The 22296-nt window shown below is 68.4% G+C and carries 19 protein-coding genes and 1 pseudogene; 11 read left to right on the forward strand and 9 right to left on the reverse strand.

The window, feature by feature from the left end:
• Positions 1-332 precede the first annotated feature (332 nt).
• Positions 333-742 (forward strand): annotated as a pseudogene (locus tag ACIA8E_RS29205) (hypothetical protein).
• Between the two features lie 513 nt (positions 743-1255).
• Complete coding sequence (locus ACIA8E_RS29210) at positions 1256-2134, forward strand: oxaloacetate decarboxylase (protein WP_399302342.1); 879 nt, start codon at positions 1256-1258, stop codon at positions 2132-2134.
• A gap of 687 nt (positions 2135-2821) precedes the next feature.
• Here the strand turns inward: ACIA8E_RS29210 and ACIA8E_RS29215 are convergent.
• The 3 genes from ACIA8E_RS29215 to ACIA8E_RS29225 form a co-directional block, all read right to left on the reverse strand.
• Positions 2822-3991: a thiolase family protein gene (locus tag ACIA8E_RS29215; protein WP_399302344.1), complete on the reverse strand. Its 1170-nt coding sequence runs from the start codon at positions 3989-3991 to the stop codon at positions 2822-2824.
• A gap of 268 nt (positions 3992-4259) precedes the next feature.
• Positions 4260-4547: a hypothetical protein gene (locus ACIA8E_RS29220; protein ID WP_399302423.1), complete on the reverse strand. Its 288-nt coding sequence runs from the start codon at positions 4545-4547 to the stop codon at positions 4260-4262.
• Positions 4433-4816 carry an MFS transporter gene (locus ACIA8E_RS29225; protein ID WP_399302346.1) on the reverse strand — a complete coding sequence of 128 codons (384 nt, stop codon included), beginning with the start codon at positions 4814-4816 and terminating at the stop codon, positions 4433-4435. The genes ACIA8E_RS29220 and ACIA8E_RS29225 overlap by 115 nt, the downstream gene beginning before the upstream one ends.
• 126 nt (positions 4817-4942) lie before the next feature.
• Between ACIA8E_RS29225 and ACIA8E_RS29230 the strand changes: the two genes are divergently transcribed.
• Positions 4943-5422, forward strand: coding sequence for a winged helix-turn-helix transcriptional regulator (locus ACIA8E_RS29230; RefSeq protein ID WP_399302348.1), 480 nt, complete (start codon positions 4943-4945; stop codon positions 5420-5422).
• 257 nt (positions 5423-5679) lie between these two features.
• Here the strand turns inward: ACIA8E_RS29230 and ACIA8E_RS29235 are convergent, their stop codons facing one another.
• The 3 genes from ACIA8E_RS29235 to ACIA8E_RS29245 form a co-directional block, all read right to left on the reverse strand.
• Complete coding sequence (locus ACIA8E_RS29235) at positions 5680-6447, reverse strand: SDR family NAD(P)-dependent oxidoreductase (protein ID WP_399302350.1); 768 nt, start codon at positions 6445-6447, stop codon at positions 5680-5682.
• Positions 6448-6911: 464 nt separating this feature from the next.
• Positions 6912-7727 (reverse strand): VanZ family protein, encoded by an 816-nt coding sequence (locus ACIA8E_RS29240; protein ID WP_399302352.1) that lies wholly within the window; start codon positions 7725-7727, stop codon positions 6912-6914.
• Positions 7728-7885: 158 nt separating this feature from the next.
• A complete protein-coding gene (locus ACIA8E_RS29245; protein ID WP_399302354.1) occupies positions 7886-9973 on the reverse strand; it encodes a SpoIIE family protein phosphatase in 2088 nt (695 codons plus the stop codon).
• Positions 9974-10555: 582 nt separating this feature from the next.
• Here ACIA8E_RS29245 and ACIA8E_RS29250 point away from each other — a divergent pair.
• Positions 10556-12943 carry a SpoIIE family protein phosphatase gene (locus ACIA8E_RS29250; protein WP_399302356.1) on the forward strand — a complete coding sequence of 796 codons (2388 nt, stop codon included), beginning with the start codon at positions 10556-10558 and terminating at the stop codon, positions 12941-12943.
• 227 nt (positions 12944-13170) lie between these two features.
• Here the strand turns inward: ACIA8E_RS29250 and ACIA8E_RS29255 are convergent, their stop codons facing one another.
• Both ACIA8E_RS29255 and ACIA8E_RS29260 read right to left on the reverse strand, forming a co-directional pair.
• The gene (locus tag ACIA8E_RS29255; RefSeq protein WP_399302358.1) at positions 13171-13929 is read right to left on the reverse strand and encodes an IclR family transcriptional regulator; all 759 of its coding nucleotides are present in this window, start codon (positions 13927-13929) and stop codon (positions 13171-13173) included.
• Positions 13930-14033: 104 nt separating this feature from the next.
• A complete protein-coding gene (locus ACIA8E_RS29260) occupies positions 14034-14381 on the reverse strand; it encodes a hypothetical protein (RefSeq protein ID WP_399302360.1) in 348 nt (115 codons plus the stop codon).
• Between the two features lie 524 nt (positions 14382-14905).
• On the opposite strand from ACIA8E_RS29260, the gene ACIA8E_RS29265 reads away from it, so the two are divergent.
• Both ACIA8E_RS29265 and ACIA8E_RS29270 read left to right on the forward strand, forming a co-directional pair.
• On the forward strand, positions 14906-15313 hold the full coding sequence (locus tag ACIA8E_RS29265) for an SH3 domain-containing protein (RefSeq protein WP_399302362.1): 408 nt from the start codon (positions 14906-14908) through the stop codon (positions 15311-15313).
• 502 nt (positions 15314-15815) lie between these two features.
• Complete coding sequence (locus ACIA8E_RS29270) at positions 15816-17042, forward strand: PP2C family protein-serine/threonine phosphatase (protein ID WP_399302364.1); 1227 nt, start codon at positions 15816-15818, stop codon at positions 17040-17042.
• Between the two features lie 70 nt (positions 17043-17112).
• Here ACIA8E_RS29270 and ACIA8E_RS29275 read toward each other — a convergent pair whose 3' ends face one another.
• Positions 17113-17268, reverse strand: coding sequence for a hypothetical protein (locus ACIA8E_RS29275; RefSeq protein ID WP_399302366.1), 156 nt, complete (start codon positions 17266-17268; stop codon positions 17113-17115).
• 74 nt (positions 17269-17342) lie between these two features.
• On the opposite strand from ACIA8E_RS29275, the gene ACIA8E_RS29280 reads away from it, so the two are divergent.
• The 5 genes from ACIA8E_RS29280 (at position 17343) to ACIA8E_RS29300 (ending at position 22195) form a co-directional block, all read left to right on the forward strand.
• Complete coding sequence (locus tag ACIA8E_RS29280; RefSeq protein WP_399302368.1) at positions 17343-17597, forward strand: hypothetical protein; 255 nt, start codon at positions 17343-17345, stop codon at positions 17595-17597.
• Between the two features lie 62 nt (positions 17598-17659).
• Complete coding sequence (locus ACIA8E_RS29285; RefSeq protein ID WP_399302370.1) at positions 17660-17821, forward strand: hydrophobic protein; 162 nt, start codon at positions 17660-17662, stop codon at positions 17819-17821.
• Between the two features lie 355 nt (positions 17822-18176).
• The gene (locus ACIA8E_RS29290; protein WP_399302372.1) at positions 18177-18545 is read left to right on the forward strand and encodes a PRC-barrel domain containing protein; all 369 of its coding nucleotides are present in this window, start codon (positions 18177-18179) and stop codon (positions 18543-18545) included.
• Between the two features lie 304 nt (positions 18546-18849).
• Positions 18850-20433: an FMN-binding glutamate synthase family protein gene (locus ACIA8E_RS29295; RefSeq protein ID WP_399302415.1), complete on the forward strand. Its 1584-nt coding sequence runs from the start codon at positions 18850-18852 to the stop codon at positions 20431-20433.
• Positions 20434-20446: 13 nt separating this feature from the next.
• Positions 20447-22195, forward strand: a complete 1749-nt coding sequence (locus tag ACIA8E_RS29300; protein ID WP_399302374.1) for a thiamine pyrophosphate-dependent enzyme — start codon at positions 20447-20449, stop codon at positions 22193-22195.
• Positions 22196-22296 lie beyond the last annotated feature (101 nt).

Genomic DNA, 22296 nt, shown 5'->3' on the forward strand with positions numbered 1-22296 from the left:
CACCCGGCCGACTCTTCGTCAGGTGCACACACTAGCCCGCACCGGCGGCACCGCCTTCTTCCTTACAACCGGTTGCAAAAATGTGCAGCGGCCCAGGGGCTGCGTTGACCATTCCGACTCCGCACCTGCTTCCACGGACGCCTTGGCGGCAACCGTGGTCCGCGCCTTGTAGCACCGGAAGTCCTTTCGGCCGGGGGTCGATGGGGCGCACGAAGCGCGGGGATACCTCGCTCCTCCGGCATGCGGCCCTCAGACAGTGGGATGCAACCGGTTGCATTCCGAGCTGGCATCAGAGTGGCGGCGGGTCCTGAGCATGTCAACGCTTCGGCCAAATCCCGTTCTGTGTAACGTCCTTGTTCCGCCAGCGGGATATCGGCCTCGAAAGAAGTCAGCACTTCCAGGCCGGCGACCAGGCCGTCGTCCTCAAAGGGGTTGCCGGCGGGGAGCTGTGGGCGGACTCGATACGCATCGTCGCCCCGTCCTGGCACTCCCCGACCGACGAGCGGATGGCGACTGCGCGACGCCACCAGAGGCGCCCAGTCATACGTGACCAGCCACGCCCGCTGCCTGGTGCGCCTCTCGCGCCACTGCCCGGACTGCCTGATCTACCTCCGCGCCACGGAGGACCGACCGCCTCCCGCCGAAGTACACCGGGCACACCACACTGAGCGACTGCGGTTGGTACACCACCACGGCCCTCGGCCAGCTCGTGCACATCGCCGACGCCCGGAGCAGCCGGTGACCCACTCCGTCCGCCGCCCCGACCGCACCCTCCTCAAGACGAAGGCCTGAGCCACCGCTCATCCGGCCGCCCCCTGCTGGCCGGTCCGCCCGGCAGAGGACCTGCGCGAACTCGACGCCGACTGGCGGGAATCGGCGGAGGTGTGTGCGGAAGCCGCCTGCACGACACGTTCCGCTGGGCACTGCGTCCTCGGCCGGGTCCGGATCCTGGGCGTGACCGCTCACCCGTGTGCGGCCCGGGTGGTCCAGGTCGTGAGAACGGGGTGAGCGCGCCGGAGCGGCGGATGCCCTGCCGCATCCGCTAGGGCACTTCGGCCACGTTTGTGCCCTATCATCCGAAGTAAGGTCGGTGCCGACGGATCCCAGAGTCCGGAGCACCGACGGATACCTTGCCGCCGACAGCCGGACGTCCATGGTCGTGCCGAGGGGAACGAGCGGCATACGGGCGCATACGGTGCCGGGACCGCGACGACCGCGGGCGGCGCCCATCCCCCTTCAGCGCAGGAGGACTGCCATGCCCAGACACACGACCCGCCTGCGGCAACTGCTCAACGATCCGAGAATCCTGGTGGCTCCGGGAGCCTATGACGGAACCGGGGCGCGGCTGGTGGAGCGGCTCGGCTTCCAGGCGTTCTACCTCAGCGGATTCGAGACGGCCGCCAGCATCCTGGGGCAGCCCGACGTGGGATATCTGTCGCACACACAGATGGTGGAACGAGTCACGGCCATGGCCGATGTGGTGGACCTGCCGCTGATCGCCGACGCCGACACCGGCTTCGGCAACCCGCTCAACGTCCGCCGCGCGGTCATCGCCTACGAACGGGCCGGCGCCGCGGCGATGCACATCGAGGACCAGACCTTCCCGAAGCGCTGCGGGCACATGCTGGGACGCGAGGTCGTGCCCGTCCACGAGATGGTCCAGAAGATCAAGGCAGCGGTCGACGCGCGGCAGGACCCCGACTTCGTCATCATTGCCCGCACCGACGCGCGGACGGCACACGGGCTCGACGAGGCGATCGACCGGGGCGCCGCCTACCACGAGGCCGGCGCCGACATGCTGTTCATCGAATCCCCCGAGAGCGAGGAGGAGATGCGGCGGATCTGCGAGGCATTCCGCGGCACCGTCCCCCTCCTCAGCAACCAGGTCGAAGGCGGCCGGACGCCGACTCCCGGTGTCGGCGTGCTCCAGGACATGGGATACGCCCTCGCGATTTTCCCTGTGGGTACGGCATTCGCGGCCGCCAAGGGAATGCGGGACTATCTCGAGGTGCTCGCGATGGCAGGCGACACGCGAGGCGCACTCGGGAACCTGATCCAGTTCGAGGAGTTCACCGCGCTGATCGGTCTCGGCGAGCACACCGAACTCGAGCGGCGCTACCAGCCCGGACAGTAGGACCGTGTCCTACATGATGGTTGGTCCTTGAGAAATGCATGGGGAGCGTTGGGTGGGGCGGAATCGTTCCGGACGAGCTGTGGGAGATCGCCAAGCCCCTGTTGCCACCGGCCCGCCCGAGGCCGCAGAGTGGCTGGGTCGTGAACATCGGCGACGAGGCTGTATTCGCCTCGATCAGCTACGTTCTGGTCAGCGGGTGTGCCTGGCAAGTCATTCTTCGGGGCGTCCAAGTCGACCGCGCACCGTCGGTTGGTCATCTGGCCTCGGGCCGGTGCGTGGGGCCGGCTGCACCAGAAGATTCTCCAGCTCTGAACGAACAGGACTTGATCGAGCTCTCCCGCGCGGTCCTGGACTCCGCCCTTGTCCGCGCAGCACTGCTGCCCGCTGAACGAGGCAGGCCCCAACCGGCCACCGCGGCGCGACAGCCTGGCGCAGGCACAGACTGGGGAGTCCCAGGACTCGCCGAGTAGACGCGAAGGCCGGGGCCGCGCGCGTCGGGTGGATCAGAGGTCACTGGGGCATCGAGAGCCTCCTGCACCACATCCGTGACCGCACCTTCCGCGAGCATCTTCCGCCGGAACGGCAACACCGATATTGCCGCCGCCGCCCTCCGCCACAGGCACCCGTCGACCCACGTGACAGGCGCCCCGTCGCTCCACCGGCCGGGCGGCCCACTCGGACGACCCGTCAGACCGCCTGCACCACCATCGCGTTGGCGAGTCCGCCTGCCTCGCACATCGTCTGCAGGCCGTAACGGGCGCCGCGCTCGCGCATCGCGTGGACCAGGGTGGTCGTCAGGCGGGTGCCGCTCGCGCCGAGGGGGTGGCCGATAGCGATCGCGCCACCGTGCACGTTGACCTTGGCGAGGTCGGCGCCGGTCTCCTGCTGCCAGGCCAGGACCACGCTGGAGAAGGCCTCATTGACCTCGAACAGGTCGATGTCGTCGAGCTGCAGGTTCGCCCTGCGCAGCACCTTCTCGGTCGCCGGGATGACGCCGGTGAGCATCAGCAGCGGGTCGGAGCCGGTGACGGCGAAGCTGTGCAGGCGCGCGATGGGGCGCAGGCCGAGGCGGGCGGCGGTCTCGCTGGAGGTGATCAGGACGGCCGAGGCGCCGTCGTTGATGGGGCTGGCGTTCCCCGCGGTGACGTTCCACCCGATCTGCGGGAAGCGCTCGCCGAAGCCAGGCTCGTAGTAGGCGGGCTTGAGGCCGGCCAGGATCTCCGGGGTGCTGCCGGGCCGTACGCACTCGTCGCGGGTGACGCCCTCCAGGGGCGCGGTCTCTGCGTCGAACAGGCCGGCGTCCCAGGCGGCGGCCGCCTTATGGTGCGAGGAGACGGCGAAGGCGTCCATCCGCTCGCGCGTGATGGACCACTTGGCGGCGATGAGTTCGGCGCTGATGCCCTGCGGGACGAGGCCCTCGGGGTAGCGCTCGGCGACTCCGGGGCCGAAGGGGTCCTTGCCGGCGGGCACGTTCGACCCCATCGGCACCCGGCTCATCGATTCGACGCCACAGGCGACGACCAAGTCGTACGCGCCCGAGATGACGCCTTGCGCTGCGAAATGCACCGCCTGCTGGGAGGAGCCGCACTGGCGGTCCACCGTGGTTGCCGGGACCGTCTCGGGGAAGCCGGCCGACAGCACGGCGTACCGAGTGGTGTTCATGGCCTGCTCGCCGACCTGGTCGACGGTGCCGCCGATGACGTCGTCGATGAGGGCGGGATCGACACCGGAGCGCTCGACGAGGGTACGCAGGGTGTGGGCGAGGAGCTCCACGGGGTGGACGTGCGCGAGGGCGCCGTTCGGCTTGCCCTTGCCTATCGGCGTGCGTACGGCTTCGACGATGACTGCGTCACGCATGGTGCGGGCCTCCTGGCCGCCGGGGCGCCGGGCGGGTCGCCCGGCGCGATTACCAATGAGTTGGAGAATCAAACCCACTCTAGCTCGATTACTTGGAAAATCAAACCGACCAGGACCCGGCGTCATGGCCGCCACGAAAGATCCGCCCCTGCTCCATAGCCGACCGTCAAGCCCGGCCGACGCCCCCTGACTCCCGACCTCCTGACGCCCGTCGCGTCCGAACGCCGTCACGGCCCCGACTGCCGCCGAATGAAGGGAAAGTCGCCGGTCAGGACGCGTCCGCCAGAGCCCGCGCATCCGCCTCGGGCTCCTTCGACGCGGCGGCCGCCGTCCGGCCCGAGCCGCCGCCACGGCTGAGGCGCACACCGATCACCGACGGCGACAGGCCCAGTACGGCGGCTACCCACCAGACGATCCGGAAGTCGGGACGCGAGGCGGCACCTACGTGGGAGCCGACCACCGTGACCGAGATCTGGCAGACGGAGGCCGGCACCGTCGCCAGCAGCAGGGCCAGGGATGTCGGCATCTCGGCGGACGCCCCGATGGCCTGCACCACCCGGGCACGACGAGGGTCCCCAGGTTCGGGGCCAGGGCACAGCCCAGCGACGCGAGGGTGAAGACGGCGATCCCAGCCAGGAAGACCGGCCGCCGGCCTATCCGGTCACCGGCACGCCCGGCCACCTCCAGCAGCGCGGCGAAGGCGATGGCGTAAGCGTTGAGAACCCAGGACACCGAACCGAGGGTCACGCCCCTGCCGCCCCCGGAGAAGGCCGCTCCCACGGTCGGAAGCGCGACGTTGACGATCAACAGATCCAGGTTGGCCATGAAGACGGCCACCAGGACGACTACGGCGGCCGTTCGAGGGTGTTCTGAAAATTGAAACGTCGTAGATGAGCAAGCCAAGCACCGAGCGATTTGGAAATCAAACCCCTCTGGGGTGATACTGGGCCTGTGACCACGCGCATCGATCCCCAGGACATGGCCGGACGCCCCTGCTCGCTCGCCGCCGCTCTGCAGGTCGTCGGCGACCGATGGGCCCTGCCGGCGATCCGCGAGGTCATGCTCGGCAACCACCGGTTCCGGCAGATCGCCAGGAACACCGGTGCCCCCACGGACCGCCTGGCGGCGCGCCTGAAGGCGCTGGTGGAGAGCGGCGTCCTCGAACGGCGCCCGCTGCCGGACGACGCACGCTACAGCGGCTACTACCTGACGGAGGCGGGGCGCGATCTGGGCGGCATCACCCGCGAGCTCATCGGCTGGGGCGACCGCTGGGTCGTCACCGCGCCACCCAGCAGGATCCGTCACCGGGGCCACGAACTCGTCACTCACACGGTCTGCGAGGCCTGCGGCGAGCAGGTCCACACCGAGGACATCCACCGGGAGGAGCTGACCCCCGGCTGGGACCGGTCCGGCCCGGTACAAGCCCCGTAGACCGTGCGATGGTCGTCGATCCCGCCCCGGAACCGGCGCGCGATCTCGGCGCGGTCGTCGGCCCGGAAAGTCTCGCGGATCTCCCGGTCATTGCTCGGTTCGCCGTCCGTACCGACGGGTCAACCCCGCATCCGCTCGGCGAAAGTCCGTCAGGCGTTCGGCAACCTGCAGCGCCAGGGCATCGGGACCGCCCCCGTTGATCCGTAGATCCAGCACCAGACCGTCGAGGGCGACGCGGCCTGTGCCGACCTCGCGATTCACGAGCCCGGGAACGAAGGCGCGCCCGCCATGAGGCCGCCGTCGACAAGGAGGATGTGCCCGGTGACGTAGCTCGCCTTGTCCGAACCCAGGAACTGGACGGCCTCGGCGATCTCCTCCGGGGTGCCTGCCCGGTGCATGGGCAGCGTCGAATCTACCGCGGCACGAGCCGTGTCGTCGCCGGTGAACCGCTCGTACATAGCGGTACGGGTGTAGCCGGGCGCGACCGCGTTGACCCGGATACCGTGAGCGGCGCCTTCGAGTGCGGCCGCCTTGGTGATGCCGACGACGGCGTGCTTGCTCCCGACGTACAAGGTCGCCTCGGGATAACCCATCAGGCCGAAGGCGGAGCTGACGTTGACGATGCTGCCGCTGCCCTGTTCTCTCATGACTCGGAACTCGTGCTTCAGGCACAGCAGCGTGCCCTTGACGTTGGTATCGAAGGTGGCCTGATATCCCTCGTCCGTCACCTCGGTCACAGGGCCGGGTGTTCCCTCGGTGCCGGCGTTGTTGAAGGCGACATCGATCCGCCCGAACCGTGCCACCGCGCGGTCGACGAGGTCCTTCACATCGGCGTCGAAGCGGACATCGGCGCGCACGAATTCGGCCGTGGCGCCGAGGTCGGAGAGCTCCCCGGCAAGCTGCTCACCCACGTCCTCGTGGCGGCCGGAGACTACAAGGTTCGCGCCTTCACGGGCGTATGCGAAGGCGGTGGCGCGGCCGATACCGGTAAGTGCGCCCGTGATAAGGACAACGGGATCTGACACGTCGAGGGTCCTTCCTGCAACCACCCAGGTGAACGACGGGCAAGCGGTCCGGAGCCCGCACGACACCGGGTTCCTCTTCGTACCGGCGCGTATCCCCCGGTACGCCCGCAAGGAAGGTGTCCCAGCCGGACGACAGCCGCACCGGACCGGACCGTCGCATCCATCGAACGGCGGCACTCGATGCCCCGTATGGCGCGCGGATGGCGGCTGGGACGGACGACCTGACGGCCGTCACGCGGGCGGGAGGCGAACGCCGTAAGCCTGCTGGTGACATCAGGGGCCGGACCAGGCGCCCGGGAAACGCGAGAGAACTCGCCCACCCACAACGGACCGGCCCCCCTGAAGGGCCGTCACCGAGCGGGAAGCGAACGCGGGGACCAGCGCATCCAAAACCGTTCGGGATGCGCCCAGCACGTGACGACGACCGGGTCCGGGCGCTCCCCCGCCCGGACCCGGCTCACAGGTCACCGGTCACGGGTCACAAGTCGGCCGAACAGTGCGCGTCCGGAGGCAACCAGCCCGGACGCGCTACGGCCGGTCGCGGCCTTGCTCCGAGACTTGGACTTCGGTTTCACTTTGGACTTGGCCTTGGATACAGGCGTGGCCTTGGTCTTGGATGACGGCTTGGGCCTGGACTTGGGCCTGGGCTCGGGCCTGGACGTCAGCTTGGACTTGGTCCTGGACTCGGGCCTGGACGTCAGCTTGGACTTGGTCCTGGACTTTGGTCCGGACTTCGGCGCAATCTTCCGCTCGGGCTTCGGCCCCGGAGCCGCCACCGCTCTGGTCGTCCCCTCCGCCAGCAGGTGATAGCGATGACTGATCCGCCGCCCCAGCAGCAGATATCCGAGCAGCGCGCCGCTCGTGTTGAGGATCGCGTCGTCGATGTCGAAGGCGCGCCCGGGGACCAGGGCGCCCTGGACGAGTTCGATCACCACCATCACCGTCACCGTCAGCGCGGCCATGCGAAGCATCCGAAGCCGGCGCGGAATGAGAATCGGCAGCAGGATGCCGAACGGGACGCCCAGCAGGAGGTTTCCGCCGGCCTGCTTGCAGGCCGCGAGGAAGGTGTAGTCCTCGGCGTACTGTCGCAACGACCTTCCGGGCCTGAGGTTGGACCGGACGAGGTCCTCCGATGCCGGTGATGGGGTGAGCGTCACCTTCGCCAAAGCGATGGAGAAGGCGACCAGGGCCAGGAATGTTGCCACCAGGACGAGCGCACGCAGCAGCGTGGTTCCCCACACCCTGCGTCGCCGCTCTTCACGATCCACCTCTGCAGCCATGGCACACAGTTGCCCTCATCGGCCACGAGCACACCTTCGCAACGCCCTTTCATGCCCCCGCGGGCCGGAAGGGATGGGGTCAGGCGAAACAGGGCAGCTCGACGATCCCGCGCACCCCTCAGTCTCCCTGTGGCAGGGCACGGGTGGGATGCCGGTGGTCACGGTCGGTGGCCGTTCGCGCGGCAGATGAGGAGGGCCACGTCGTCGTGGTCGTGCGGATGGCGCAGCGCACCCAGGAGGTGGTCGCAGGTGGCTTCGAGTGTCGGTTGCGGCTCGGTGAGGAGGTCCAGGAGGGCGTTGAGGCGGGTGTCGATGGATTGTTCGCGGGTTTCGACGAGGCCGTCGGTGTAGAGCAGCAACTGGTCGCCGGTATCGAGGTGCAAGGTGGTCTGTTCGAACTCGGCGACGCCGACGCCGAGGGGGGTGCCGGTGGGCAGGTCGACAAGTTCGGGCGGCCGGCCGAGTCGGGTCAGGACGGGCGGCATGTGGCCGGCGAGGGCGATCACGCAGTGCATGCGGTGCGGGTCGTAGACGGCGTAGATGCAGGTGGCGAATCCGGGCTCGAGGCCGGCGGCGATGTGATCGAGGTGCAGGAGGACCTGCGCAGGGTCGAGGTCGAGTTCGGCCAGGGTGCGGACGGCGGTGCGGAGTTGTCCCATGGTCGCGGCAGCGTTGATCCCGCTGCCCATCACGTCACCTATGACCAGGGCGGTCTTGTCGCCCGCCACGGGGATGGCGTCGAACCAGTCACCGCCGACCTCCGCGGAGACCTGGGCGGGCTGGTAGCGATAGGCGATCTCCAGGCCGGTCGGCTGGGGTGGCCGGTGGGTCATGAGGTGGCGTTGCAGAGTCAGGGCTGTGCGGCGCTGGTTCTGGTACAAGCGCGCGTTGTCGATGCGCACCGCAGCGCGGTCGGCCAGCTCGACGGCCAGGACGACGTCGTCGGGGTCGAACGGCAGCGGGTTGCGGGCGCGGCACAGGTCCAGGGCGCCCAGGACTTCCCCACGGGCTATCAGCGGCACGGCCAGGTAGGCGTGCAGGCCGGCCTGGGCCAGGAGGGCGGCTCCCCGTGGCTCGGCGGCGATGTGCTGCAGGTCGGCTTCGGTCACCCGATTCACCAGGACGGGGCGGCCGGTGGTCACACACTGGGTGATGAGCCGGTCGGCGGCGTAGGTGGCGATGTGGCCGGTCTGGTCGGCCGCGTAGACGGCGTCGGTGGGATAGGCAGCGGTCACTGCCAGCGCCCTGAACAGCGCCGGCGCTCCGGGGGACACAGTTTCCGGTTGCCGGTCGTCGAGGACTGCGTCGAGGATGTCGACGGCGGCCAGGTCGGCCAGCTCGGGCACCAGGATGTCGGCCAGCTCCCGGGCAGTTTTTTCCACATCCAAGGTGGTGCCCACCATCGCCGAGGCCTGGGCAATGGTCGCCAGCCGCTTGCGGGCAGCGGCCGCCTCCAAGCCGGCCCGGTGCTGCTCGGTACTGTCCACCACCGACGCCGCCACGCCCAGCACCCGCCCGGCCGGATTCTCGAGCCGGTAGTACGACACCGACCGGGCGATTTCATCGTCCGGATCGGTCGGTGACCGGCCGACGATGAAGTGGTTGATCACCGGTCTGCCGGTGTCCAGAACCTGCCGCATCATCGACGCGACGGACCCGGTATCGTCCAGGAACCGCAGAACCTGGTGGACATCACGGCCGATGTGCTGGGCGGCCGGCAGGCCGTTGAGGCCCTCCAGCGCCGGGTTGACCATCACGTACCGCAGGTTGGTGTCCAGGACGGCCAGGCCGATCGGGGACTGGGCCACCAGCTGCACCGACAGCGCCAGATCCCGTTCCACCTCTCGCAGAGTGGCCTGATCGGTGGCGATACCCAGGGCGTACGGCTGTCCGTGCTCGCCCAGCAACCGCATGTTGCGGAACTCCACCAGCCGCGAAGTACCGTCCTTGTGCCGCACGGGAAACACGCCGGCCCAGGTTTCACCACTGCTCATCACCTGCGCGAACAGGTGCAGGACGAGGTCGAAGTGCTCCGGGGCCACCAGCAGAGGGGCCGCGAACCGGCCCAGCGCCTGGTCGGCGGTCCAGCCGAACAGCTCCTCGGCCTGCGGACTCCACAACGCGATCCGTCCCGCGCTGTCCAGCACCACCGCGGCCACACCCAGCACGTCCAGCAGCCCACCCGGCTCGGCCGGGGCCACCCCCACCGAGGCAGGACCCTCCGGGAACGCGCCGGTGGCACCCATGCGGCACCTCTTCTCCCGAAATGCATAGCCGTGCCCGACTCCGTGGCCCCTCACCAGGCCTCTCATCGTCTTCCATACTCTCTCCCGGCGCTACTGACCACAGCCTGAGGCCGTGACGGGTGGAAGAAGGCGGGGATTCAGCATCCGGCCGGACGCTGGGGTGTGGGCCGGTGGGGCCACCGTCTGGGTCAAGGGGCGAGCAGACCCCAGTAGTGGGCCCGGGGCACGAAGGCGATTGGAACCGTGGTCTCACAGGGCCGGGCGGGGCCTTCAGGAGCCTCCGCCGTGGCTCCGCCCGGGTGAAGGCCCAGACGTCCGGCGGACGGCACTCCACCCGCCGTCCCGCCTGACTCCGCAGAGCAAGCACGGCACCGCCGGATCGTCGGATCTCGGGCCGATCAACGCGGTACCGGCAGTCGACCGCCGACAACCGTTACGGACCGTCACCGTGGCATGCCTCGCTGGTACCCCCGGAGTCCGATTCACTGCGTCCAGCACGTGCGATCCCGCTTGACGCGATCTGGCGGCAGGACCGAGAGATCCTTGAATCACGAGTGGACTCGAAGGCGAGATGATCGGCCCATGGACACACCGGCAAGCATGCCAGGTGACTCCCTCACCCCCGCCGCGGCTCTGGCCGTGGCAGCTCCGGATGGAACGCTGACCGGCTGGAGCACCGGTGCGGAACGGTTGCTCGGGTACTCCGCCGGTGAGGCCGTCGGCCGGCTCGCGACCACGCTGCTTGCTTCGCCCCTCCCCGCTGGTGTCGGTGAGCGTTTCGATCGGCAGGAGGATTGGACGGGACACGTGGTACTCCGCCACCAGGACGGCGGCACGGTCGCATGCCGGCTGCGGGCACGCCCGCTGCCCACCGGTGACGGGCGAGTCGGATGGCTGCTGGAGGGCGTTCGGGAGGGAGAGGAGAACCGCGACGCGGACCCTCTGATCCGCTGGTCGTTCGACCAGTCCCCGTTCGCCCTGGCGATCTACGACACCGAGGGCCGGTTCCTGCGGGTCAATGAGCACATGACCGAGCAGCTCGCCGCCACGGAGCGGGATCTTCGCGGGCTCCGGATCACCGAGCACATGCCCGATCCTGCCTTCCAGGCCCCTGAGCAGTCAGTCGATCACGTGTTGAGTACCGGGGAGCCCGAACACATCGAGAACTACGTCAAGGTGCCAGGAGAGCCCCAAGCCCATGCCTGGACCATCCACTTCACCCCACTCAAGGACTCCCTTGGGCTGGTGCACGGCGTGCAGCAGGCAGCTCTCGACTTCTCCGAGCAGTACGCGGCCCGCGAACGCCTGGCGCTGCTCGATGCGGCCAGCAGGCGTATCGGCAGCAGCCTGGACGTGGCTCGCACCGCGCAGGAACTGGCCGACGTGGCCGTGCCCGACCTCGCGGACTTCGTCTCGGTCGACCTTCTCGACGCCGTGCTGCACGGCGACGAGCCCCCACCGGTTCCCGACGACAGTCCTCTGGTGCTGCGTCGTGTGGCCACCCGCCCCGGCGTAAAGGCTGTGGTCGCGGTCGGCGAGTTGTCCCGCTACCCGGAGTTCTCGCCGATTGCTCGCAGTCTGGCCACCGGTCGCGGCACCGTGCACCAGGTCGGCGAGCCCGAGATCACCCGCTGGCTGGCCCACGACCCGGTCCGGACCGCCTGGGTGAGTCGGCATCGCGCGCACTCGCTGATGGTGGTGCCGCTGCGCGGCCGCGGCACCAACCTCGGCGTCGTGCTCTTCGCCCGCCTGGATCCGTCCGCCGCACCGTACGAGCAGGCAGACCTGCAGATCGCCAAGGAGCTTGCGGCGCGCGCCGCGGTCTGCCTCGACAACGCGCGCCGCTACACGCGCGAACACACAACAACTCTGGCCCTCCAGCACAGCCTTCTGCCGCAGGGGGTTGCCGAGCAGGCCGCTGTCGATGTAGCCAGCCGCTATCTGCCCGCGGACTCGAAAGTCGGTGTCGGCGGTGACTGGTTCGACGTGATCCCGCTCTCCGGCGCCCGCGTCGCCCTGGTGGTCGGCGATGTGGTCGGTCACGGGATCCACGCCTCCGCCGCCATGGGGCGTCTTCGCACCGCGGTACGCGCGCTCGCCGACGTCGATCTGGCCCCGGACGAGCTGCTCGCGCATCTGGACGACCTGGTCGTCCGGCTCAAGTCCGGGCCCGAGGCCGGAACCGGGGCACCCCTCGGAGAATTCGGAGCCACCTGTCTGTACGCGGTATACGACCCCATCTCCCGCAAGTGCTCGCTAGCCAGCGCCGGCCACCTCTGGCCCGCTCTGGTGACCCCTGACGGCACGGTGGACTTCCTCGAACTGCCCACCGGGCCGCCGCTCGGCCTGGGCGGGCTGCCGTTCGAGGCGGTTGAACGCGAACTGCCCGAAGGCAGCCTCCTGGCCCTGTACACGGACGGCCTTGTCGAGGCCCAGCATCGCGATGTCAACTCCGGCCTGCACGCTCTGCGCACGGCCCTCGCCGACACGTCTCCGTCGTTGGAGACCACCTGCGACCGCGTGCTCGATGCTGTGCTCGGCAAGCGGCCCGCCGATGATGTCGCGCTGCTCCTCGCCCGCACCCGTGCCCTGGACAACGGGCACGTCGCCGTCTGGGATCTTCCCGCCGATCCGGCCTTTGTGGCCGAGGCCCGTTCCAAGGCGACCGCCCAACTGCACGCCTGGGGACTGGACGATCTGGCCTATGTAACCGAACTCGTGGTCAGCGAGCTGGTGACCAACGCGATCCGCTACGCTTCCGCACCCGTTCAGCTGCGGCTGATCAAAGAAAGGACACTGATCTGCGAGGTCTCCGACGCCAGCAGCACCGCACCCCACCTGCGCCGTGCCCGCATCTTCGACGAGGGCGGACGGGGCCTCATGCTGGTCGCCCAGCTCACCGAGCGCTGGGGAATGCGGCATACCGGCACAGGCAAGACCATCTGGGCCGAGCAGCCCCTTCCCGAGTAGGTGTGCGGAAGCAGTCAGGGGGCCGTACCGGCCGGCGCGGAGGTACCGGCTCGGCACAGCGACCGGCCACAGACAAAACGGCCTTGCCGCGGAGGGCCGAGCCCGTCGGCCCAGGTGTCCCGCAGCGATCCGGCGGTGGGCGGGGAAGGGAGGAGCCCACCGCACCACTCGTGAATCCCCCGGCGAGTAGGGGCACGCGGTACCTGGGCGCGACAGGCGGACCGGGTTCAGTCAGGGAGCGAGAGCCTCCTGGTCAAGCACATCGCCGCCGACAGCATCCCCGCCCGGACCCGGGTGCTCCGGTACATCCAGTCCGACCGGAAGGAGATTCCGAGCGAACCGACCTGGTCACCGCTGTACACGGGCACCGCGGCGCACGTCGTGCCGCGGGCGTACTCCTCCCGGTCCATGACGACCGGCTCTGTGAGTGGGGAGTCGAGTTGCCGCATCAGCTCCTCCCTGCCCGTGATGGTGCGCGGCGTGAGTTCGGTCAGTGAGTGCCGGGAGAGGTAGTCGGCGCGCGCTTCCTCGTCCAGTTCACGCAGCACGCTCTTGCCCAGCGCGGTGGCGTGTCCGGCGTCCTGGAAGTCCACCCAGAGGTCCACACGCGGAGCCTGCGCGCTGTCGACGATTTCCATGACACGGATTTCGCCCTGCTCGTACATGGTCAGATAGACAGCGACCGAAAGATCGTCCCGCAAGGACATCAGGACAGGGCGGATCCGCTCCAGCAGATCCTGCCCGTTGTGTCCCGCGCCGAGCGGGTGATGGCTGCAGGTGAGGACGAATGCGCCGTCGTCCAGCTCTGTCACGTATCCGTCCTGGGCGAGTGCGGGCAGCAACCGGTGGACGGCGGCCAAGGGCAGTCCCGTCTCCACGGCCAGCTGCTGCGCGGGGGCACCTGCCTCGTGCGCCCCTACGGCCTCCAACAGGCGCAGGGCGCGCTCGACGGACGCGATGAGCTCGGGGCCGGCCTGGTCACCCATGCCACCAAGCATGGACCCGGTGCCTGAGGGCGGCAAGGCGTCTTGCTCCGTCTCGGAGGCCGACTCCTGCGGTGCTGCACACCCTGGACAATGTCCTGCCGTCATCACTCGGATGTGGTGCCCTGGTGCTCATGGCCGGTGTCGAAATAGTGGTCCAGGTACGACTCGGCGCCGAAGTGGCTGTCACGCAACAGAGAGAAGACTTCGTCTCCGTCGCCGGGCCGTCCTGGGGTGGCCAGGTGGTAGCACTGGGCCAGTTCCAAGTAGCGAAGGCCGTTCTCCTCGGCATAGCTCCGTGCCTCGCTCTCGGCCCTGACAATGGCTTCGCCCAGGGAGGCGGCCTGCCACAGCGTGAGGCGCTCTTCGTAGGGAGTTCCCTCCCATGCCTCCCACTGGAACACGCAGCGAACCACGTACCAGGACCTCTCGCCGTCGGCGTTCGCTGCTGTCACAGTGCTCTCCTTGGACTACGCGTCGTGCCGACATCGGCGGACGATGCGCCGGGGTCCGAACCGCCGCCGATCATCACCACGCAGTGCCGCCACCGCAACCGAATACCCGTTTCGTCGGGCCTCGTCTGCGCAGGGAGGAGTGACCCGATCCGCATCATCGGTGCGGGCGTCGCCACCCACCGGTGAGTGTGTCGGCCGCCCCACCAGTGGCTGGTGCAGGTGCCGTGCACAGCTTGGCCGGGTGGTGGTAGCGGTACGCGATGCCGTGTCCGGAGGCTCAGCGGCGCACGGCGGATGGCAGCAGTCCATCCACCGGCGGCCGGCGATGCCGCCCGTCAGCTTCAGCCGCCCGGCGCCGAAACCTGCACGGCTCGGAGCCCGACCACGATCTTGAACCGGCTGGCCCGGTCGCGATCGTCTCTTCGGGGGGATCAACGCGCTGCCTCAGCACAAGGTGCGGGGCGTATGCCCCAAGGAGTGATCCGATGTGATCCGGAGTCAGGAAAAGAGCGAGAGGGATGGTCATGTTGAAGATCTTGGAGAGGCACGCTCGGCGCATCGCAGCGGGCACGGGTGCTGCCGCAGTCGTCGTGCTCGGTACTCCGCTGCTTGCCGCTGCTGCTCCTCCTCAGGTCACTGCTCCCGTGCAGCCCTACGCCACGGTGACCAGCCAGAGTGGTTTGAACGAGCGGCAGTACCCCAGCACCGACTCGTCGGTGGTGGGCATCCTCGACCACCAGGATCAAGTGGGCGTGCGATGCAAGGTCCGTGCGCAGACCATCGCCGGCAACAACGATTGGTACCTGTTGCGTGACACGCAGGCATGGATCTCGGCAAGTTACGTGGTGCGGACCGGGACCGTCCCGTACTGCAAGGACATCCAGGTGAACCGGCTCACTCACAGTCCGCAGGCCGCCGACGCCATGGGCTGAGAGGACTGAGAGGACCTGTCCCTCAGAACGTTCGCACCATGGCGGACCGTGGTCGTGCTGGCACCCCGCCCGAAACCACGGTCCGCCATGGCGTGCCCCGTTCCGGTGCGACGCGGGCGCGACCCACGTCGACCTTTACGACAACCTTTACGACGACAAAGAGGCCGTCACGCCGGCCGTCGCCAAGCTGACCGACTTCCTCGGCAAGCACCTCTGACAGCCGTACCGGCCCTGTTCACCCGCGCCGGGCCGATGTGCCCCCTGCCCCAGCGGGCAAGGGGCATCTGTCGAATCCGGCCGGTCACAGCCGCATACCCCCACCTGGCCTTCCGATGCACGGGCGAACGTCTCGTCCCCGCCCCGACACCGTGGTCATCCTCGCGGATCACACCAGGCAGCTTCGGCAAGCTCTGGAGGCGGCGGCGTGCCGGCTGACCGGCGCACCGCGGAATGAGCGACGGTCGGCGACGCGTTGGCAGGTAATAGGGCGAGGAGCAGCGACGTGACAACTGCCAGCATCACCACACCACTGGGCCAGTTCCTTCGGTTCTGGCGTCGATCGGCGCCGGGCCCTCTGTGGTTGGTGGTGCCCCTGGTGCTGATCGTCGCCATACCGGTGGCCGACCACTTCCTGCCATCGGACATCCACCTCGGCCACCTGCTGATCGTGGCCCCGGCCGTCACCTCCGTAGTCGCGGGCCCTCGGCTCACTGCGCTGATCGGCGGGCTCGCGGTGGTTTCTCTCATCGTCGCGGGGACGGAGCGCGGCGTCCTGACCACCGAGAGTGTCCTCGTCGAGTTCCTGTCCCTCGCAGCGCTCTCCGCTCTCTTGGTGATCTTCTCTCTTCTGCGGGACCGACTGTGGCTGGAACTGCTCCGGGTGCGTTCGGTCTCCGACGCGACACAGCGCGTCGTCCTGCGCCCGCTGCCGGACAAGGCCGGACCGGTGTCCATCGCCTCGGAGTACCGCAGCGCCGAGGCCGACACCCGCATCGGCGGCGATCTGTACGCCGTCGCCCGCGCCTCCGACTCCACCCGGCTGGTCATCGGGGACGTACGGGGCAAGGGCCTCGCCTCGATCGGCGACACCGTGATCATGCTGGGCGCCTTCCGCGCCGCGGCCCACCGCCAGTCCCCACTGCCGGAGCTGGTCGCGTACCTGGAGGGTGCCGTCCGGTGGGGTCTGGCGGAGTTCTCTGAGTCTTCGGGGTCCGAGGCGGACGTCGGGGAGCGTTTCGTGACCGCCGTGGTTGTGGACATCCCGGACAACGAGCCGGTGGTCCACGTGATCAGCTGCGGGCATCCGCCGCCGCTCCTGCTGCGCAACGCCACCGCGACCGCGCTCAGTGTGCCCACCCCCGCACTGCCCCTCGGTCTCGGCGGGCTGTCCGACGCTTCCTACGTCCAGGCGACCTTCCCGTTCGCCTACGGCGACCGGCTCCTGCTCTACACCGACGGAGTCAGCGAGACCCGCGACGGACAGGGCACCTTCTATCCGCTCGCCGAGCGCGCCGCCGCCTGGACCGATCAGGCGCCCGGACAACTGGTGCAGAAGATCACCGCCGATCTCAAGGCGTACGCGCCAGGCCCGCTGAACGACGACATGGCGATGATCGTCGTCCAGCGCGACGAAACACCGGGCGCTCTCAGCAAGTCGCCGCAGCAGGTCCCCCGCCACGATCGGCATCAACCGGATGCGGCGGCCGACGGCGTGGTACACAGCGTCTGACCTGCCAGGAATTCCGCGTCGCCTCCCCCATCTCCAAGTTCGGCGTTGAGGGATGGATGGAATCCCTGCGCTACGACGTCGAGCCCTTCAACATCCGCACCACCGTCGTGGAGCCCCGCTTCTTCCGCACCGAACTGCTCGTGGACGCCTCCACCACCTGGCCCGAGCCGACCATCGACGACTGCGCCGAACGCACCCGCGCCACGATCGAGGCCTGGAAGGGCATGAACGGCCGGCAGTCCGGCGACCCCGCCGAGCTCGCCCGAGCCCTGCTGGCCATCGCCGACTCAGGAGAAGCCGATGCTGCGCTTCGTCGCCGGCGCCATCGAGGGCGTCGAGGCCAAGGCCAAGGTGCTCCTCGCGCAGGCGCACGGCTCCCGCGAACTGGGCGTGGGAGCCGACCTCGTTCCCGACGAAGCACACCGCGGCGGTCTTCCGGACGAGCGCGACAGCGCTGTGGGTGTCCACAGCCCAGGAGCACCCCCATTCCAGCCGCATATTCAATTCCAGAAGAGACCAGGTCAGACCGTGCTGACGCACTCGAATGCAGGCTGATCCCCATTCATATGCATGGTCGGAGAATGGCGGGGCAGGCGGTGGTACGGAGGTTGATAATTATGGTTCCCCTGCTTCTCGTTCTTCTGCTGGCCCTGATTCTCTTCGGCGCGGGTTTCGCGCTGAAAATTCTGTGGTGGGTCGCGATCGCCGTGCTGGTCCTGTGGCTGATCGGCTTCGTCGGCCGCCCGAAGAGTGGCAGTGGCCGCTGGTATCGCTGGTAGCCGACACCTTCGGCGCATTCCAAGCAGTGCATGGCGGTGGCCCGTCGTCCTCCGGACGAAGCAGCAGGCCACCGCCGTCACAGCAGGCGCCGCCGCTGTCTTCCGATGGCCGATTGAAGCCGGATATCGAGGGAAGGCGGAGAATGTCGGGTGGTCGCCTTGACCTGGCAGAGAAAATTCCTGCCCTTCTGGAGATCGGAGACGGTCCCGATTCATTTTTCGATCGGGGCGTCAATCTCCGGATACGGGGCACCCGAACCGCACGCGGCCGATGAGACCGCTGTGCACGACGTACGGAAAAAGGAGGCCGGCGGGCGTCCCTGCTGTCCCCCGTTTACCGGAGGAGTTGTTTCGCGTGACTGAGAATGTGTGGAATTACAAGTCGACTGCGGGCCGTGTGACGGGCCCCGACCTCACCGGCTACAAGGTCGAGGCCACGGACGGCAGCATCGGAAAGGTCGACAAGCATTCCGATTCCGTCGATGACGCCTACCTCGTGGTGGACACCGGCGTGTGGATCTTCGGCCGGGAAGTCCTGCTCCCGGCGAGCACGGTCGTCAGTATCGACCCGGACGAGCAGAAGATCTTCGTCGACCGCACCAAGCAGCAGATCAAGGACGCCCCGGAATTCGATCGGGGGAAGCACCTCGGGGACCCGGGCTACCACGACCAGCTGGGCACCTACTACGGCGCCGGCACACCCTTCGGCGGCCCGTTCATCTGACCCTGCGTCCGTTCTGTGCAGCACGGCCCCCGGGACTCTTCGAGGAGTCCCGGGGGCCGTCGCATGCCCCGGCAACGATGGCCGCCGACAGGGCCCTCCTGGCCATGCCCCGTCAGAGGTGCCGCCTCTCGCTCGGCAGATCGTCAGTCACCACCGCAGGGCCTGAACCCGTGGGACAAGCATGAAGGGCCAGTGCGGTGTGGGGTTTGCAAGCCGCCGTCCACCGGCCCATTCCGCTGGTCCTTGGGGGTCTCTTGGGGCTGTTCGCACGTGTGGGCTGCAGAAATCCGGCAACCCGTCCGTGGTGATACGAATCGGCTTGGTGGGTCTCAGTGTGTTCGCGGCTCTCGCGGCGGTGGGTGCCGCCGCGTGGATCTCGTCCTGGTGGTGGATTGCCGGTGTGCTGTTCGCTCTGATGGGCCTGCTCGGGATCTGGGATCTTGCGCAGCGCAGACACTCGGTGCTGCGCAACTACCCCGTGATCGGGCACGCCCGTTTCCTCATGGAGAGCATCCGCCCCGAGCTCCAGCAGTACTTCGTGGAGCGGAACTTCGACGGCCGCCCCTTCGACCGAGACGTACGCAGCATCGTGTACGAACGGGCAAAGGGCACGGATGCCGAGGAGCCGTACGGCACGGAGCGAGACGTCTACCGACCCGGCCACGAGTTCCTGGTGCCGTCGATGGCGCCCTGCGCGGTCCCCAGGACACCGCCGCGCGTCAGGATCGGCGGCCCCGACTGCGCCCGGCCGTACGACATGTCGCTGCTGAACGTGTCCGCCATGAGCTTCGGCTCCCTCTCGGCCAATGCCGTCCTGGCTCTCAACGCTGGTGCAGCGGGCGGGCACTTCGCCCATGACACCGGTGAAGGCGGCCTGTCGGAATACCATCTGCGGCCCGGAGGGGACCTCGTCTGGGAGATCGGCACGGGTTACTTCGGGTGCAGGACCGAGAACGGCGGGTTCGACGCCGCGAAATTCACCGACAAAGCAGCCCACGACCACGTGAAATGTGTGTCACTCAAATTGTCGCAGGGCGCCAAGCCCGGCATCGGCGGCGTGTTGCCGGGGGCCAAGGTCAACGCGGAGATCGCCCGAGTACGGGGCGTGCCCCAGGGGCAGACAGTCATCTCGCCCCCGTACCACCGGGTCTTCTCCACACCTCGTGAACTGGTCCGCTTCGTCGCACGGATGCGAGAACTGTCCGGGGGTAAACCCACGGGATTCAAGCTGTGCCTCGGCTCGCGGCGGCAGTTCCTCGCCGTGTGCAAGGCCATGCTGGATGAGGGCACGGCCCCTGATTTCATCATTGTGGACGGGGCCGAGGGGGGCACCGGGGCCGCGCCGCTGGAGTTCGCCGACCATGTCGGTGCCCCGCTCACCGACGGTCTGCTCACCGTGCACAACGCCCTCGTCGGCGCCGGCCTCAGAAATCGCATCAAGGTCGGAGCCAGCGGCAAGATCGCCACGGGCGCCGACCTGGTGAAACGCCTCCTCCAGGGCGCCGACTACGGCAACTCGGCCCGCGCGATGATGTTCGCCGTGGGGTGCATACAGGCGCAGCGCTGTCACACCAACACCTGCCCCACTGGCGTCACCACTCAGGATCCCCGTCGCGCACGCGCCCTGGACGTCGCAGACAAGTCGGTGCGGGTTCAGCGTCTCCAGGCGGCGACCGTGGCCAGCGCGCTCCAGATCATGGCCTCCATGGGTGTCACAGACCCTGGCCAACTGCGTCCGCACATGCTCCAACGGCGCATCGACCCCTACACCCTGCGCTCCCTCGACGAGATGTACGAATGCCTCGCGCCAGGGCAACTGCTCGCCGAGCCCCCTTCGTCCTGGGCTGCCGACTGGGAATCTGCCGACCCGGACCACTTCACTGTCTGACCTGGAGGATCTTGTGACCCGTACCGTTGCCCGCCTCATCGGAGATGCGCTGCGCCAACTCGGCGTACGCCAGGTGTTCGGCGTCGTCGGGGACGCACTCAATCCGCTGACGGAAGCCATCCGCACCACCGAGGACGTCGAGTGGGTGGGATGCCGCCACGAGGAGACTGCGGCTTTTGCCGCCAGTGCCCAGTCCCAGCTCTCCGGCAACCTCGGTGTCTGCATGGGCACCGTCGGTCCCGGCTCCATTCACCTGCTCAATGGTCTCTACGACGCGGCCAAGAGCCGCACTCCGGTCCTGGCGATCGCCGGACAAGTGCCATTGACCGACATGGGAAGTGGCTACTTCCAAGAGGTCGACAACGACGCCCTCTTCAGTGATGTCGCAGTCTTCCGCGCAACGATCTCCTCCCCCGACCAGCTGCCGCAACTGCTCGAGACTGCCGTTCGCAATGCCCTGGGGCGTAAGGGGGTTGCCGTTCTCACTGTGCCGGGCGACATCAGCGACCGGCAACTGAGCACAGACCGCACAGCCCGTTTCTCGCTGAACCCGGGGGTGACGCGGCCTGAGGAGTCCGCTGTCCGGAGCGCGGCCGGCCTCCTCCAACGTGCCGAACGGGTCACCCTGCTCGTCGGTCAGGGCGCACGCGCAGCCCGCGAGGACGTCCTGGCACTCGCTGACCGCCTCGCCGCACCCATGGTGCTCACGCTCAAGGCAAAGGAGGGCTTCGAGGGAGACGACAACCCCTTCCAAGTCGGCCAGACCGGGCTGATCGGTAATCCGGCCGCAGCTTCCGCCATGCAGAAAGCCGACACGCTTCTGCTGCTGGGTACGGACTTTCCCTACCGGGAGTGGTATCCGGACGGCCGGACTGTCATCCAGGTGGATACCGAACCCACGCACATCGGACGCCGCGTCCCGGTCGAGGCGGGGCTCGTCGGCGACGTGGGCGCCACAGTCCGCGACCTGCTCCGGTGTCTGGGATCCGGGGAAGCGCGCGACCGCAAGCATCTTGACCACGCCCGCGGACGTTTCGAAAGCTGGCGCGACGGCCAGGCCCGGCTCGCCGATCCGAAGCACGACAAGGGTGCGGTCGGACGGATCCGCTCGGCGCTCGACAATCCCGAACACGGAATAAGGCCCGAGGCGCTGGCCGCCACGGTCGACCGGGTCGCCGCCGACAACGCCGTCTTCACCTCCGACACCGGAATGGCCACCGTGTGGCTCTCACGATTCGTGGAGATGCGCGGTGCGCGACGGCTCCTCGGCTCGTACAACCTCGGCTCCATGGCCAATGCCATGCCACATGCTCTCGGAGCGCAGTACCTCGACCGGCAGCGCCAGGTGATCGCCTTCTGCGGTGACGGTGGCCTGAGCATGCTTCTCGGCGATCTCATGACCCTCAAGACCAGCAATCTCCCCGTCAAACTCGTCGTCTTCGACAACCGCCGTCTCGGCATGGTCAAGTTGGAGCAGGAGCGGGCGGGACTGCCTGAGTTCGGCACTTTGCTGGACAACCCGGATTTCGCCGCGGTGGCCACCGCCATGGGCATCACCGGCATCCGTGTCACGGACCCCGTCGAGCTGGAGGAGTCGGTACGACGCGCGTTCTCCACACCGGGACCGGTCCTGCTCGACGTACTGACGAACCCTGACGAAATAGCCATCCCGGCCGAACCGACGGTCGGACAGGGCTGGGGGTTCGCGGTCGCCAAGGTGAAGGAGGTCGTACGGAGTCACCGCGAGCCCGACTCGCACTGATCCGAGTACCACCGGCTCCGCCATCCCGTGCCAGGAGTTGTCGGCAGCGCGGTGCACGCCCACACCAACAGCGATGGCAGGGCTGCGGATGGGCCGCAGAC

Source organism: Streptomyces sp. NPDC051664 (assembly GCF_044453545.1).
GTDB lineage: Bacteria > Actinomycetota > Actinomycetes > Streptomycetales > Streptomycetaceae > Streptomyces.